Source organism: Sphingobacterium litopenaei, assembly GCF_014692495.1.
Classification (GTDB): domain Bacteria; phylum Bacteroidota; class Bacteroidia; order Sphingobacteriales; family Sphingobacteriaceae; genus Sphingobacterium; species Sphingobacterium litopenaei.
On record NZ_JACOIJ010000002.1, the window covers coordinates 84,738 to 101,400 of the forward strand.

The 16,663-nt window shown below is 37.4% G+C and carries 8 protein-coding genes; 6 read left to right on the forward strand and 2 right to left on the reverse strand.

All coding sequences use genetic code 11. The features are described from left to right. The first annotated feature begins 28 nt into the window (after positions 1 to 28). Both H8B04_RS01570 and H8B04_RS01575 read left to right on the forward strand, forming a co-directional pair. The gene (locus H8B04_RS01570) at positions 29 to 1,294 is read left to right on the forward strand and encodes a Gfo/Idh/MocA family oxidoreductase (RefSeq protein WP_190301241.1); all 1,266 of its coding nucleotides are present in this window, start codon (positions 29 to 31) and stop codon (positions 1,292 to 1,294) included. 8 nt (positions 1,295 to 1,302) lie between these two features. Further along, the gene (locus H8B04_RS01575) at positions 1,303 to 4,701 is read left to right on the forward strand and encodes a DUF1080 domain-containing protein (RefSeq protein ID WP_165289988.1); all 3,399 of its coding nucleotides are present in this window, start codon (positions 1,303 to 1,305) and stop codon (positions 4,699 to 4,701) included. A 150-nt stretch (positions 4,702 to 4,851) separates the two neighbouring features. Here H8B04_RS01575 and H8B04_RS01580 read toward each other — a convergent pair whose 3' ends face one another. Continuing rightward, positions 4,852 to 5,808, reverse strand: a complete 957-nt coding sequence (locus H8B04_RS01580) for a ribose-phosphate pyrophosphokinase (RefSeq protein WP_165289989.1) — start codon at positions 5,806 to 5,808, stop codon at positions 4,852 to 4,854. A gap of 784 nt (positions 5,809 to 6,592) precedes the next feature. On the opposite strand from H8B04_RS01580, the gene H8B04_RS01585 reads away from it, so the two are divergent. The 3 genes from H8B04_RS01585 (at position 6,593) to H8B04_RS01595 (ending at position 11,271) form a co-directional block, all read left to right on the forward strand. Then, positions 6,593 to 9,619, forward strand: a complete 3,027-nt coding sequence (locus tag H8B04_RS01585) for a glycosyltransferase family 117 protein (RefSeq protein WP_223815203.1) — start codon at positions 6,593 to 6,595, stop codon at positions 9,617 to 9,619. Positions 9,620 to 9,760: 141 nt separating this feature from the next. Then, on the forward strand, positions 9,761 to 10,306 hold the full coding sequence (gene pyrR / locus H8B04_RS01590) for a bifunctional pyr operon transcriptional regulator/uracil phosphoribosyltransferase PyrR (protein WP_190301242.1): 546 nt from the start codon (positions 9,761 to 9,763) through the stop codon (positions 10,304 to 10,306). Positions 10,307 to 10,332: 26 nt separating this feature from the next. Next, positions 10,333 to 11,271: an aspartate carbamoyltransferase catalytic subunit gene (locus tag H8B04_RS01595; protein WP_165289991.1), complete on the forward strand. Its 939-nt coding sequence runs from the start codon at positions 10,333 to 10,335 to the stop codon at positions 11,269 to 11,271. A gap of 19 nt (positions 11,272 to 11,290) precedes the next feature. On the opposite strand, the gene H8B04_RS01600 is transcribed toward H8B04_RS01595, so the two are convergent. After that, complete coding sequence (locus H8B04_RS01600; protein ID WP_190301243.1) at positions 11,291 to 13,291, reverse strand: recombinase; 2,001 nt, start codon at positions 13,289 to 13,291, stop codon at positions 11,291 to 11,293. 336 nt (positions 13,292 to 13,627) lie between these two features. Here H8B04_RS01600 and H8B04_RS01605 point away from each other — a divergent pair, with 336 nt between their 5' ends. Continuing rightward, a complete protein-coding gene (locus tag H8B04_RS01605; RefSeq protein WP_165289993.1) occupies positions 13,628 to 16,657 on the forward strand; it encodes a tetratricopeptide repeat protein in 3,030 nt (1,009 codons plus the stop codon). Positions 16,658 to 16,663: the final 6 nt, after the last annotated feature.

A 16,663-nucleotide genomic window follows, 5' to 3' on the forward strand; every position in this document is an offset into this window, starting at 1 on the left:
TCATTTTATACAATTAATTATATACGATATGGACAAACAAAATTCTTCAAGACGTGATTTTATCAAAAAATCATTGATTGGAGCTGCTGCCTTTACTATCGTCCCAAGATTTGTTTTGGGTAAAGGGTATTTGGCTCCTTCCGATCATCTTACTAAAGGAGTGATAGGGGTAGGATCAATGGGAAGAGGTCACTTTGGGTATGCAGGTACTAAAACTGTAGCCATTTGTGATGTAGATACTAGGCATTTGGCGCTGGCTCAAAATGCACTAGGAGGCGGTATTAAAGAGCATCATGATTTTAGAGATTTGATCCACAATCCAGAAGTAGATATTGTCCATATCGCGACACCTCCACACTGGCATGGATTGATGGCTCTTGAAGCGGCACGATCAGGAAAGGATATTTGGTGTGAAAAACCAATGACACGTACCATTGGTGAGGGTAAAAAAGTCAAAGAAGCTATTGCACAACATGGTAATATCTTTCGTTTGAATACATGGTTCCGCTTTGATGCCAACTTCTACGGTATGAATGTGCCTGTGAAGAAAATCAAAAAAGTAGTGGATACAGGAATGTTGGGTTGGCCGTTAAAAGTAACGATCAGCAAGCATACAGGTTTCGATTGGAAATTCTATTGGGTAGGAAAAGAAAATCTTCCAGTAGAACAAGCACCGAAAGAATTGGATTACGATATGTGGTTAGGGCCTGCACCTTATAAACCATACAGCACGCACCGAGTGCATACTACTTTCCGCGGTTATTGGGATTATGATGGCGGTGGTCTAGGAGATATGGGACAGCATTATTTAGACCCTGTTCAATACTTCTTGGGTAAAGACAGCGAAAGTCCTATCAAAATAGAGGTTGATGCTCCTCAACAGCATTCGGATGCGGTGGGTACTTGGCGTAAGATTACCTATACTTATGCGGATGGCTGTCAAATTATATTAGATGGTGAAGGAACAGAAGTGGGTAAAGCCTATATCGAAGGACCCAAAGGAAAATTATACCGAGGTTTCAAATCTGACATTCCAGATTTAGAACGTAAGCTGGCACAATATCCAGATCCTGCTCCTCAAATGACAGATTTTGTAGAAGCTGTGCGCACACGTCAAAAATTTGCATTGAACGAAGAAAATGGGTATTACTCCTGTACGTTGGTGAATTTGGGGTTAGCGGCTTTACGTTTGAATAGAACCTTACATTTCGACTCGGACAAGCAAGAGTTTGTAAATGATGAAGCAGCAAACAGATTGATTAATCAGCCAATGAGAGGTCCTTGGACAATGTAATTTTACCTATGAAAAAGATTTTTAATACTATATCGATATTATTGCTGTTGCAAACAGCATCTTATGCCCAACAGCCTGCTGGGCGTACAACAGAAACCAAAATTGCGGATGTATTGGCTCAACAGCCTGCCGAAGAGAAAAACAAATTCCTTTTGGCAATGGGTGAGTTGGAAAACTTTTCTTCCGAAGATGTAGCACAGTTATTACTTAAACTACGTTCTCAGGGACAAGACAATGCTACAGTTGAATACGCAACAAATTCATATGCATTGTATGTCATGCAGCCAGGTAAAGAAGCCGCTCGTGAGAAATATGCTAAAGGAATTTTGGCTGCATTGGACAAATTGAAAGATAATAACAATAAAGGCTATGCGCTGGAATTGTTGAAATTTTGCGGAAAGAATGAGGCTGTTGAAAAAGTTTCTACTTTCTTGACAGATGAATATTTAGCTGAAAAGGCGGCTCGTGTATTAAGTGCTATCCATACCAAAGAATCTGCTGCCGCTTTGAATAAAGCTTTAGCGGGGAATGTCACTGAAAAAACAGCTACGGCTATAATTGGCGCATTGGGCGAATTGAAAAATACGGATGCAGAAGACCGTATTTTAGAATTATTGAAAACATACCAATCGGATAATTTTCAATATAATGCTTATGCAGCATTGAGCAAATTAGGTACTTCTAAGTCGTACGATGTACTATATGCTAGAGCAAAAGCAAATGATTTGGCTTTTGACCGCACAAATGTTTCCGCTTTGTTGTTAGAATACGCAAACAATTTAGCGAAGAATGGCGATACTAAATTAGCGCAAAACATTGCTTCCAGAGTGTATAATGAAGCTTCTGCTGACAAAGCTATTGGAGCTAAGGTAGCAGCGTTAGAGTTATTAGCTCGTGTAGATGCGAAAGGGCAGCGCAAAAACTTGTTGGCTTTAACTAAGGATGAAAATCCGATTTTAAGAAATGTTGCTTTAGGTTTGTTAAGCTCGAATGTAACAGCTTTAGAAATGAAGAATATTACTTCTTCCTTGGTGAAATTAAATCCAGAAGCACAAGAAAGCGTGTTAAATTTCTTGAAAACAAATGACGCTACCGCTTCGGTTAAAGTTTTAGAGAAAAGTTTGGCTAAGATAAAAGGGGAAGATTCACGTATTGCCGCATACAATACATTATCTACTTTGACTAAAGGCAACAATACCGAATTTGTTATAAAGCAGATTTCTTCTGCTTCAGAGAAAGAATTGGCTGTGCTGAAAACATTATTGTTAACAGCTAATGACGCGAAAACTATCGATGTGGTTAATGCTTCACTGGCTTCAGCGGATGAAAAAACACAATTAGCTTTATTAGATGTATTAGCCAAACGCTCGAATGTCCAATCTTCTTCTGAAATATTCAAGTTAATAAATACTTCGAATGGCGCAGTAAGAAGTGCCGCTTTTGCCGCTTTGCCAAATGTGGTGAATGATAGCGATTTCAATACTGTAGCCGAACTATTGGGAGAAGCAGATGAGAAAGAGGTAAAATTAGTACAAGAAGCTGCGATTGTTGCTTTGCAAAATAACGCTGACAAGCAAAATATCGTTAAGAAATTAGCTGCTAATATTTCACGTTCATTAGCACCTTCATCAGCACGCTATTTCCCAATTTTTGCGGGAGAAGGAAGTGCTGAAGCATTGCAAACCGTTAAGAATTATATTGGAACAGATAATCCTCTTCGTGTTGCAGCCATCAACTCACTAGCAAATTGGTCAAATCCTTCTTCTTTGGAAACCTTGACGACACTATTGCGTCAAGAAAAAGATGCTTCTGTTTTCAATACGGTGTTCAATGGCTTTATCAAGCAATTGAATGCAAGTTCAGTGAATAATGATCAAAAAACAATCTTATTGAAAGATGCTTTTGAGTTCGCACAAACTGCAAGACAAAAAAATACGGCTTTAGCAAGTCTTAAATCAACAGGTACGTATTCTGCCTTAGCATTCGCTAGCAAATTTTTGAATGACAATGATTTGAAAGGTACGGCTACAGATGTGGTAATGAATATTGCTTCGGATAACAAATCGTTCATTGGTACCGATGTGCGTAATTGGTTAGAATCTGCTAAAAATAATCTTTCGGGTTCTGAAAGTTCTTATTTGCGTGAAGCTATCGTCCGTCATCTGGCCGAAATGCCTAAAGGTGAGGGTTACGTTGCTTTATTCAATGGAAAGGATTTGACAGGTTGGAAAGGTTTGGTAGAAAATCCTATCAAACGCGCTAAAATGTCTGAAAAAGAATTAGCAACTAAGCAAGCGGATGCGGATAAGAAAATGCGCGAAAGTTGGTCTGTCGAGAATGGAAGTTTAGTGTTTTCAGGACATGGCGATAATATTGCTACTGTAAAACAATATGGTGACTTTGAGCTAATATTGGATTGGAAGTTAGACAAAAATGGTAAAGAGCCCGATGCAGGGGTGTATTTGAGAGGAACACCTCAAGTACAGATTTGGGATATCTCCCGTACAAATGTAGGTGCACAAGTCGGTTCGGGTGGTCTGTATAATAACCAAAAACACGCATCAAAACCTTCTAAAGTAGCGGATAATCCGCTTGGCGAATGGAATAACTTCAAAATTCGCATGGTAGGGGAGAAAGTTTGGGTTTGGTTGAATGGTGAGTTGGTTGTAGATAATGTAACCTTAGAAAACTATTGGGATCGTAACCAATCAATTTTCCCAACAGAACAAATCGAATTACAAGCACATGGCTCGCGCGTATGGTATCGTGATGTGTACCTAAAAGAATTGCCTCGTAAAGTAACGTGCTCTTTAAGTGAGCAAGAGAAAAAAGAAGGTTTCGAAATGCTGTTTGACGGAACAAACTTGGATAAATGGACGGAATCTCCAGCTTACGAAATTGATGCTGAAGGCTCTTTGCGTGCAAATCCAGATGCCAAATTCGGTAAGAACATATATACCAAAGAACAATATGGTGATTTTGTATACCGTTTCGAATTCAAATTAACTCCTGGGGCCAACAATGGCGTAGGTATCCGTACACCCATCGAAGGGGATGCTGCTTATTTAGGTTATGAAATTCAGGTATTGGACGACAACGCAGATGTATACAAAAATTTGCAGCCGTACCAATATCATGGTTCTGTATATGGAATCATTGCTGCTAAGCGCGGAGCTTTGAAACCTTTGGGCGAGTGGAACGAAGAAGAGATTCGTATTCAAGGTTCTAAAATTAAAGTAACATTGAATGGAAAAGTAATCGTAGACGGAGATATCAAAGAGGCTACAAAAAATGGTACAGCTGATAAGAAAGATCATCCAGGATTAAAGCAAACTCAGGGACACATTGGTTTCTTGGGACACGGTACGGAAGTGTTTTTCAGAAATATTCGTATTAAAAAATTGTAATTAGTTTTATATTTTATAATTGGTTTCTTAGGGGTGAACAGTATGTTCATCCCTTTTTTTTGACGGGAATATATAATAAAAGAGGTATAAAACAAAAGCGGGATAAAATTTGCATTTTATCTCGCTTTTGTAAACAAATATCTATGGATATTATTCTACTTCGAATAAGTCAGAAATTGAAGAGTGTTGGTTTACGCTCTTAATTGCTTTAGCAAATAAATCTGCAGTAGATAATACTTTAATTTTAGTTGAGTTTTTAGCTTTTTCAGCATCTAATTGAATAGTATCTGTTACGATCATTTCTGTCAATACAGAGTTTTCAATTGTTTCGTAAGCTTTACCAGATAATACAGCGTGAGTACATACCGCTCTTACTGAATTAGCACCATTTTCCATAATCAAAGCGGCAGCTTTTGAAAGAGTACCTGCAGTGTCACAGATGTCATCGATCAATACCACGTCTTGACCAGTTACATCACCAATGATAGACATAGATTCGATTTCATTGGCACGTTTACGACGTTTGTCACAGATGATTACTTCCGCATTGAAGAATTTAGCAAATGTACGTGCGCGGTATGATCCACCCATGTCTGGAGATGCAATTGTCAAGTTAGGAAGGTTCAATGATTTGATGTAAGGAACAAAAATCACAGAACCATCTAAATGATCAACAGGGATATCGAAAAATCCTTGAATTTGAGCAGCATGCAAGTCCATTGTCATGATACGGCTAGCTCCAGCAGCAGTGATCAAGTTTGCAATCATTTTAGCACCAATAGCTACACGAGGTTTGTCTTTACGGTCTTGACGAGCGAAACCAAAATAAGGTACTACAGCAGTAATATAGTGAGCTGAAGCTCTCTTTGCTGCGTCGATCATCAATAATAATTCGAAAAGATTGTCGGTAGGTTGGTTGGTAGATTGGATTAGGAATACGTCAGCTCCTCTTACAGATTCATTGTAGAACGGTTGAATTTCGCCGTCACTGAATTTCGATAGTGTCTTTTCTCCTAAGGCTTTCCCGTACGATTGGGCGATTTTTTCTGCTAGTTCCTGAGTTCCTGAACCTGCAAATAATTTAACCGTGTTAAATTGCAAAGGCATGGTGTTGTTGTATTTATATGTTTTTATGAATGATGGACAAAGTTAGACAAATGAAATCGAAAATAAAAAGACTATAGTGAGAAATAAAAACACCTTTGTTTAGTTAGTGAATTATCGTAAAAAGAAAAAGAGAGCTACAAAATTTGTAACTCTCTTTTGTTGTCCGACCTGGATTCGAACCAAGACAAACAGAACCAAAAACTGTCGTACTACCCTTATACTATCGGACAATCCCTCGAACCTTTCTACTAGAAAAGACTAGTATTTCGTTCGTTGTGCAAAGATAAAAACTCTGTTTAAAATGTCAAACACTATTTTATCTTTTTTTAAATTTTCATAAAAACAAAAAAGAGAGCTATTCTTCATAACTCTCTTTTGTTGTCCGACCTGGATTCGAACCAAGACAAACAGAACCAAAAACTGTCGTACTACCCTTATACTATCGGACAAACATTATCAAACTTTTGTGTCATTGTTCCTTGTTTGACGATGCAAATATACGCTGATTTTTTTACTCGTCAAATTTTTTTTGCTTCCTGCACGTATCTCTGTTGATTTTCAGGACAATATTTTTTATTCGTTTATGCCCATTATATCATTTGAAGTCTCCAAAAGTGTAAAGCTGTGTTAAAATATGATTTATTTATTCATTTGTATCAATGTATTCCTTATTTTCGAATCGAGTTTATAAACAATTAACCGTTTGTTGGCTTGATTTGTCGAGTAACTACTGAAAATATAAACGGAAGCCTGACAAATCTATTTTCTAGAGCAATTAACATATATGATGAATTACAATAAGATTAACAATCTGCTGGGATGGCTTTGTGCTTTCGTAGCTACACTTGTTTATGTCGTGACTGCTGAACGCACCGCGAGTTGGTGGGACTGTGGGGAGTTTATCGCTTCTGCTTACAAGATGCAGATCGTTCACCAACCTGGAGCTCCTTTGTTTTTGATGATTCAAAACATCTTCTCGAATATGGCGATGGGGGATAAAACCCAAATTGCGTATTGGATGAATGTGGGATCTGCGGTTAGTTCTGGGCTTACCATATTGTTCTTGTTTTGGTCAATTACCGCTTTAGGACGTAAAATCTTTGTAGGAAATGCTAATTTATCCACCGCATTAAATCCCACGCAAACTATTGTAGTAATGGGAGCAGGTGTTGTGGGAGCATTAGCTTATGCTTTTACAGATACATTTTGGTTTTCAGCCGTAGAATCAGAGGTGTATGCGATGTCTTCATTATGTACTGCTGTGGTTTTTTGGGCTATTCTGAAATGGGAAGTACGTGCTGATGAAGAAGGAGCGGATCGTTGGTTAATCTTCATTGCTTATGTTATGGGACTTTCCATAGGGGTTCACTTATTGAACTTATTGGTAATTCCTGCTATTGCATTGGTTATTTATTTCAGAAGATCTAAACAAATTACTAAGGTTGGTGCTTTTAAAGCATTTATGATTGGTGTTGTCGTTTTAGGACTTATCTTATGGGGCGTCATTCAATACTTAATTAAGTTTGCTGCGTTTACCGATTTATTCTTTGTCAATACCTTGGGCTTGGGATTCGGAACTGGAGTTACTTTCTTTGCTTTATTAGTTGTAGGTGGATTAATATTCGGTATTTGGTATTCCATCAAAAAAGTAAAACCTATTCTAAACATAGCTTTAGTTTCTTTAGGATTTATCATCTTCGGATATAGTTCGTTTGCAATGATTACGATTCGTGCTAAAGCTGATCCCACATTGAATAACTCGGATCCTGATAATGCTTTTGCATTCCTAAGTTATTTGAACCGTGAGCAATACGGAGATGAACCATTATTTAAAGGAAAATATTTCGATGCGAAACCAACAGACGCATTTGATGCAGGTAATGTATACCGCAAAGACAAAGATAAATATGTAGTAGCGCGTAAGAAAACAAAATATAGTTATGATCGTGAAACAATTTTCCCTCGTATCTACAGCGATAGAGGTGAACATGCTAATTTCTATAGACAATATTTAGGTTTGGGTCCGGAAGAAAAACCTACTTTTTCGGATAATTTAAAATTCTTCTTCGGTTATCAAATCGGGCATATGTACTTCCGTTATTTCTTATGGAATTTTGTTGGAAGACAAAATGACGTACAAGGTCACGGTTCTACATTAGAGGGGAATTGGATTTCGGGTATCAAACCTATTGATAATATGTTGGTAGGGGGTCAAAGTGATTTGTCTACTTCCGAAAAAGAAAATCCTTCACGCAATACCTACTTCTTCTTACCATTGATAATTGGATTTATTGGTGCTTACTGGCATTTTGGTAAAAAGCAAAAGGATGCTTTAGTAGTATTATTGCTGTTCTTCTTTACGGGTTTGGCGATTGTATTGTATTTAAATCAGTCTCCATTACAACCTCGTGAACGTGATTATGCATATGCAGGATCGTTCTATGCTTTCTCCATTTGGGTTGGTCTAGGTGTTATCGCGATTTGGGAATTCTTATCTAAAAAAGTAAATGTGAAATCCGCTGCTATTGGAGCTACAGCTTTAGGTGTTTTTGCAGCACCCGTATTGTTGGCTTCTCAAAACTGGGATGATCACGATAGATCGGAGAAATCACTTTCGCGTGATATGGCATTAAACTATTTAGAGTCTTGTGCGCCTAATGCGATTTTATTCTCTTATGGAGATAATGATACCTATCCACTATGGTATTTGCAGGAGGTAGAGGGCGTGCGTACTGACGTGCGTGTCGTGAATTTGAGCTTGCTGTCATCGGATTGGTATATGCGTCAGATGATGAAAAAAGTAAATGATGCGGATGCACTTCCAATTAATATTGATCCTGAAAAAATTAAAGATGGTGTTCGTGATGTGATTTACTATTACGATTATCAAATTCCAGGAAATGTGGATTTACAGGCTGCTTTAGAAGTAATGCTTTCGGATGATCCACAGAATAAAGTGCCATTACAGTCTGGTGAAAGTGCTAATATTCTTCCTACTAAAAACTTGAAATTGCAAGTTGATAAACAAGCGGTATTAGCGAATAAAGCTGTTCCGGCTATTTGGCAAGATTCAGTGGTCGATTCATTGACATTCACTTATCCAATGGGTTATGTTTCTCGTGCAGAATTGTCGGTATTATCTATTTTGGCAAATAACAATTGGAAACGTCCTATTTACTTTACCACGACAACTCCTCAACAATTCTATTTGGGATTGGATAAATACTTGGTGTCAGAAGGTTTTGCTTTGCGCCTAATTCCTGTAGATACTAAAGTAGAGGATGCGGAACAAGGTGCGGTACAACATACGGAGGAGGTTTATGATAAAATCATGAACAAATACCAATGGGGTAATATTAGTAAAGCGAAATATTTGGATCCTGATACATACCGTTATTTAACATTCTATTTGAGTTCTATATTTGGAGAGACTGCACAAAACTTACTACAGGATGGTAAGAAAAAAGAAGCGCACGATGTAGTGTTGAAAGCTTACGAAAATCTTCCAAAGAAAATCTTCCAAATGGGAGAAGCTATGAGTTATATTCCGTTATTGGATGCCATGTATCAGACAGGGGAATCAGCTAAAGCAAAAGAAATTGCATTACGTAATTTGACGTATATCAAAGAGAACATGCATTATTTCGCTTCAAATCAATACATCAAAGATTTGTCGGCAGAACGTAATGTACGTTTAGCATTAGTAGGCTTACAACGTTTGAAAATGTTGGGTGAGCAATACAAAGATGCCGATGTGCAGAAAGCAACTGCAGAACTTTGGAAACAATACGGTTATTTCTTCGGAGAATAAACTGGATTAAACTAATAAACATAAAAGAGGATGTCGTAAGGCATCCTCTTTTGTCTTTCAGTAGAAAGTTAAAGGGTATACTTTCTATTTTTTATTCCAACTCTGAATAAAAAAGCCTATTTTTGTCCAAATAATCCTATAATGAAACAATCGATTTTATTAGACGGTCCTAAGTTTCAAATTACAATCAAAAGATTGTGTCAACAATTGATTGAAAATCACGGAGATTTCTCGAATTCAGCAATTATCGGTATTCAGCCGCGTGGTATTTTTTTAGCTAATCGTATAGCGAAAGAATTGAAAGAGATGTTGGGCAAAGACGTAGATACAGGTGTGTTGGATATTACATTCTTCCGCGACGATTTCCGACTTAAAGGAAATTCCCCTTTACTTGCCAACAGTACGCAGATTGATTTTATTGTGGAAGGTAAGAATGTGATTTTTGTCGATGATGTGCTTTGGACTGGTCGTACTATTCGTTCGGCAATGGACGCTATCCAAGCTTTTGGTCGTTCCAATCGCATTGAACTTTTGTGTTTAGTAGACCGTAGATTCTCCAGACAGATACCTATTCAGCCTGATTATATCGGAATCCAAGTAGATTCAATTGACTCTCAAAAAGTAATCGTGAGTTGGGAAGAAGTAGATAAGGAGGATAGTATCGTACTGATTACGGACAAGAAATAATTTTTTCAGCGAAAAATACTAATAAAATGCCAACAACAACAGAACAGTTAAGTACATGCCACTTATTAGGCATCAAAGACCTAACTGAGCATGATATTCAATTAATTTTAGATACAGCAGCAAATTTTAAGGATGTCCTGAATCGTCCGATCAAAAAAGTTCCTTCGTTAAGAGATATTACTATTGCTAATGTATTCTTCGAAAACTCCACACGTACACGTCTATCTTTCGAATTAGCAGAAAAACGTCTTTCAGCAGACACCATCAACTTTGCAGCGTCTTCTTCCTCAGTGAGTAAAGGAGAGACTCTAATCGACACAGTCAACAACATCTTAGCCATGAAAGTGGATATGATTGTAATGCGTCACCCTTACGCTGGAGCAGGTGTGTTTTTGAGTAAACATGTAGATGCGCAAATCGTTAATGCTGGTGATGGTGCACATGAGCATCCTACACAAGCATTGCTGGATTCTTTTTCTATTCGTGAGAAATATGGTGATGTAGCAGGACGTAAAGTGGCTATCATCGGGGATATTTTGCATTCACGTGTAGCCTTATCAAACATTTTGTGTTTACAAAAGCAAGGTGCTGAGGTGATGGTTTGTGGTCCGACTACATTGATTCCTAAATATATCACTTCATTAGGTGTAAAAGTAGAACATGACTTAATGAAAGCGTTGAATTGGTGTGATGTGGCGAATATGTTGCGTATCCAATTAGAGCGTCAGGATATTGCGTATTTCCCATCATTACGTGAGTACTCCATGTTATATGGATTAAACAAAGAAATCTTGGATTCTCTGGATAAAGAAATTACAATTATGCACCCAGGACCAATCAATAGAGGTGTCGAAATTACTTCGGATGTAGCAGATAGTCAACATTCGATTATTCTCGACCAAGTTGAAAATGGGGTTGCGGTACGCATGGCAGTTTTATACTTGCTAGCAGGAAAGAGAGGTTAAGGTTTTAACCTCTCTTTTTTTAGACTTCTTTTCTTGGTGGAAAGAAGAATTGCATAGGACTCAAAAGAAACAATGCCCATACGGCTTTCCCGACTAATATCAATTCATAAAATTTCATTTTCCGTGCACGAAATGCCAGAATTAAGCTAAGTGTAAAACTGACTATAAAGTTTACAAAACCAATTACACCTATTCCTACTACACCCCAGATAATCATATCTGTTGGTGCGCGTAATTCACTTCCGTAAATGCCTAAGGCTAGATTTCCACTAGCAAAAGTAATGTGGCGTATGTCAATGTTTAGTCCTAAAAATATCCCAATAGAGCCTGTCATGCCCATAAATACCCCAAACCATACGTTAGAAATAACACCAGCCCATTTCTTTTTGTACCAATCTGCAAATCGTTTCGTTTTTTCTTTTCCAAATACTTTCTTGAGAATTGGGTGTTGCTCAATTCTATAATAGAGAGAATGATGCTTATCCCGATTGGCTACACTTCCCGCAATAATCCCAGATAAGAATAAGAAAACACCTGCAATAGCAGCGTGCGCTATGGAAGGGGAATCAATAGGGTCCAAATTTGTGATAAGAGTACGCCATTTGGCAGAAGCTATATTGAAGTGAAAAAGCAGATCAATTCCTTTTATTAGTAGCCATGCTATTGGAAAGGCTAAAAACACATTACCCACAAAAGCTATAAATTGCGAACGAAAAATTTGGGAAAAGAAATGCGCGAAAGACCAATACTTGTAGTTTCGTTCTTCTTTACTTTCAGTCTTGCGTTCCAAAGCGCTGACTAATGCCGAAGCAGTCATAGCGGGCTGCTTGGTAGCTAGTGTACAGCCTAATAAATAAATTGCGGTGAAGCCTAATGCGTAGTTTAGACTATATAAAACTGCATGTCCAAAGATACTGGTGTCCACCTTAGCCAATAGTACTTTTATGACACATAGTATAGCTACAATACATCCACCACCACAGGCAGACCAAAACATTTTCGTGTATTCTTTCTTGGAAGTTGTTATATAATGTTCACCCGTCTGTGCGGTATGTTGTGTGATTTCGTAGGCTATGGATTGTGTACTTTCATTGATAAGCCTACGCACGTTCGTTTTGTTTGTATTTATACATATAAGCTTCTTTATTAGTGAAATCGTCTGTTCTACGCCTTCATTAGGCTCGTCTAATACCAAATAAGGAAGTGTCTCGCGGATCCGAGCCAATTGCTGACGCAATCGGAGTAAAGATTGATTCACTTTCATCGAAATCCCTAGTTTATGGGAATTATCAAAAGCATCATCGATATACTTTTCGCACTGACTTAATAGCACTATCAACTGTTTGTAATTAATGTCCGAACTAACCAGATAAGGATGATTTTGCGTACGAATATATTGGATAATAGCATCCATTTCTTGAAGTAGTCCAATAAATGGATTATCAAAATTCCGGTATTCCGGATTCATCTTGCTGACTTCGGTTTCCATTGCCCGTCCCGAAACACGCTGTGTCAAAACTTCCAACCCGTACAATATTTCCGAAATAGGATGATTGTTTTGTTCTAATTCGTAAATACTTTTTCCTTCAACCATTTCAAAGAGACGAATCAATTGTTCGTCTGGTATGCGCATAATCCAATCTGAATCTGTTCTAGAATAGAATATTTGGTTCAGTACGAATTCTAGAGATTCAGCAGGAGCTTGGTGAGGAATTATTTTAGCAATTAGCCTTCTTTTGACTTCGTACAAAAAATCATTGTAATTGATGATGCCGACATCCGAAATAATTTGATCGAAGTCTCTGGTCTGGAAGTTTAATGCATCTATTTTGGTAATTAATATTGTTTTGTATGAGGGCGTGGATTGCAATAATTCCAACAAATCATTAATTTCTACCAATAAAGAGTGTCTGTTTTTGCGATAGATATTTACGAGTTCAATTAAGAAGTCCAATCCATCAATTTCTTTATAAGTAGACTGTTCAAATAAGACTATTAACTCTTGTTTGGTCTGCGTCATGTAAGGTATGTATGTGTATTTGCTTGTTTAAAAAGCAATGAAAAATTACGGTTTTATATTGAAACACACAAAATCCTTCAAAGTTTTAATAAAATGCAACCTCTTGAAATAAACTTATCTAATGTGAAAAAATGTTAAATATTCTTATGTAATCCGACTTAATCGTAAAATTAGCGTTATAAAAGGTGTTTACTAACAGATGTTAACAACTTTTGAGGAAAACTTGATTCTTAACTACTAATTTAGTAGACTGAAGAATAGTATCTACATCACACTACGTGGGTGGCTATTTTGGGATGATTTTTTTAGAAATTTAGATAAAGAAAATACACCATTATGTACAAGAAAATTTACGGATTAGGTGTTGCATTGAGCTTAATGTCTGTTCCCGTATTTGGTCAACAAACAGCTTGGCAAGATATTAACAGAGCATATAAAACGGGATTGGAGTTATACGAACGTGGTAAGTTCAGTTCAGCAGCAAAGCAATTTGATAAAGTAGAGGAATTACGTACGAAATCGACTTTGCAATTGGATGAAACCGAAGAATTAACTTTAATCAAAGAAGGTGTACGTTTTTATCAGGCGGTATGTGCACTGGAATTGGGGGATTCGGATGCTGAAGGTCGTTTTCTGAAATACATTAAAGATTATCCAGCAAGTGCAAACTCCAAAGCGGCTTATTTTCAAATCGGTCGTTCGTACTATGCAAAGAAGGATTATCCTAAAGCGATAGAATGGTTTACTAAAATCGAAAGTAAAAATCTAGCTGGAGCGGAAAATATAGAATACCGTTTTAAACTGGGTTATGCGCAGTTTATGACGAATGACTATAAATCCGCGAAACCCTTATTCGAAAAGTTAAAAGACGAAAATAGTATTTATCAAGAAGCTTCTATTTACTACTATGCCTACTTGTGCTATTTGGATGCGGAGTACAAGACAGCTTTGAATGAATTTGAGCGCTTGAATGGTTCTAAAACTTTTGAGTCCACCTACCCTTATTACATCACAGCGTTGTACTTCCTGGACAAACGCTACGATGATGTATTGAGTTATGCGCTGCCAATTTTGCAAAATACAAAGCAAGAGTTCGAAACAGAGATGTTCCGTATTATAGGTGCGACGTATTTTATAAAAGGTGATTTAGCAAAATCAAAACAATACTACGATAAATTCCAGGCGCAAGATCAAGGTAAAACTCAAAATAACCAAGATAGTTACCAAATCGGTTACATCGCTTACAAATTAGGCGACTATAAAAAAGCAATCACCGAATTGGAAAAAATGACTGATCCGGATGAATATTATCAAAGTGCGATGATAACATTGGGTGATTCATTTATCAAGACAGGAAATAAACAAAGTGCACGTAATGCGTTCTTCAAAGCTTCAAAATTGGATTTTGATCCACAATTGAAAGAAGAAGGTTTGTTCAACTATGCGAAACTTTCTTATGAATTGGAATTCCACCAGGTTGCTTTGGATGCGGTCCAAGAATATTTGGATACCTACAAAAACAATAGGCGTAATGAAGAAGCTAAAACTTTATTAGCAGAAGTATTACTAAGTACTAAAAATTACCGTAATGCAGTAGATGTCTTGGAATCTTTTCCATTGACTTCTAAAGAAGCGAAAGCGGCTTATCAAAAAGTGACATATTACCGTGGTTTGGAGTTCTATAACGAGCGCGCCTTTGAAAATGGTATTTCCATGTTCATGCGTTCGGAAGCGAACCGTTATGACGAAGAAATCTACGCTTTAGCTGTGTATTGGAAAGCAGAAGCAATGTACGAAGTTCGCAAATACAAAGAAGCTGTAGCGAACTTTAATAAATTCCTGCAATTGCCTGCCGCACGTAAAACAGATGTTTATCACTATGCAAATTACGCATTAGCGTATGCGGCTTTTCGTAATGACAATTACAATACTTCAGCGAATTACTTTGAGCGCTTTTTATCAGGCGGTGGCAAAGACGGTATTGAATTGAATACAAAAAATGACGCTATTGCGCGTCTGGCAGATTCTTATTTTGCTACGAAAAATTACGGTAAAGCTATGTCTTACTATGACCGTTTGATTAGTTCAAATGCCCAAAGTCAGGATTACGCTTTATTCCAACGCGGAATTATCCAAGGATTACAAGGAAACAACGACGCGAAGATTGCTACGTTGAATTCTGTAATCGCAAAATATCCAAAATCAAATTACGCAGATGACGTAGCGTTCGAAATTCCTTACACTTATTTCTTAATGGGGAATTATGATCAAGCTATCAGTGGTTTGCAATCCATGGTGGAAAAATATCCGCGCAGTTCGTACGTTCCACGTGCCTTGTTGACAATAGGTTTGGTGCAATATAACCAAGATAATACAGATGCTGCACGCCAGACTTTCGAAAGAGTAGTAAGTCAATATGCTACAACAGACGAAGCTAAACAAGCGATTCGTTCGATTGAAAACATCTACCTAGATAAAGGTGATGCTTCTGGTTATATTCGTTATGCGACAGGGACGAATATTGGTAATCTTTCTCAAGCGGAGCAAGATGCCCACACATTTGGTGTAGCACGTAATTTGTTCGAACGTGGTAACTGGCAAGGTGCTGTAGAAGCAGTAAATGCTTATTTTGATAAGTTTCCTAAACCAATAAACGAGAAGTTCGCACGCTATATCCGTGGTGAAAGTTATGCGCAGTTGAAACAAGATAAGGAGGCTTTGCATGATTTCAATATCATCATGAATGACTGGACTTCGGCTTATACAGAAAAGACGCTAATTAGTGTTTCTAAATTACACTTGCGTAATAAAGCATATAACGAAGCTGTTCAAGTGTTGAAAAAACTAGAGTTGACTTCGGAATACAAAGAAAATTATGGTTTTGCGATTAAAAACTTATTGATCTCTTACTATAATATTGGTGATCCTGTAGAAACATTGAACTACGCTAACATCTTAAAAGGTTATGAAAAAGCTTCGGAAGAAGATATTGCTTTAGCACATTTATATGCTGCAAAAGCATATACTAGCCAAAACAAGACTGCTGATGCGACTAAAGAATTAAACTTAGCGGCATTGAAATCAAAAACAGAAACTGGTGCTGAAGCACGTTATTTAGTAGCTGAACAACAGTTGAAAGCAAAACAATACGACAAAGCTATTGAATCAGCTTTTGATATTTCAAATACATTCTCTTCTTACGACTATTGGGTAGCGAAGGGCTTTATTTTAATGTCAGATGCGTATGTAGGAAAAGGTGATAAGTTCCAAGCGAAAGCAACATTGGAAAGTGTAATCGAGAATTATGAAAATAAGACCGATGACATTCTTAAAACAGCGAAGGAACGTTTACAAAAATTGAAATAACAAGAA

Bases quoted from the DNA above. Each gene is read 5' to 3' on its own strand.
- H8B04_RS01570 (WP_190301241.1), top strand. From the start codon at position 29: ATGGACAAACAAAATTCTTCAAGACGTGATTTTATCAAAAAATCATTG.
- H8B04_RS01575 (WP_165289988.1), top strand. From the start codon at position 1,303: ATGAAAAAGATTTTTAATACTATATCGATATTATTGCTGTTGCAAACA.
- H8B04_RS01580 (WP_165289989.1), bottom strand. From the start codon at position 5,808: ATGCCTTTGCAATTTAACACGGTTAAATTATTTGCAGGTTCAGGAACT.
- H8B04_RS01585 (WP_223815203.1), top strand. From the start codon at position 6,593: ATGATGAATTACAATAAGATTAACAATCTGCTGGGATGGCTTTGTGCT.
- pyrR (WP_190301242.1), top strand. From the start codon at position 9,761: ATGAAACAATCGATTTTATTAGACGGTCCTAAGTTTCAAATTACAATC.
- H8B04_RS01595 (WP_165289991.1), top strand. From the start codon at position 10,333: ATGCCAACAACAACAGAACAGTTAAGTACATGCCACTTATTAGGCATC.
- H8B04_RS01600 (WP_190301243.1), bottom strand. From the start codon at position 13,291: ATGACGCAGACCAAACAAGAGTTAATAGTCTTATTTGAACAGTCTACT.
- H8B04_RS01605 (WP_165289993.1), top strand. From the start codon at position 13,628: ATGTACAAGAAAATTTACGGATTAGGTGTTGCATTGAGCTTAATGTCT.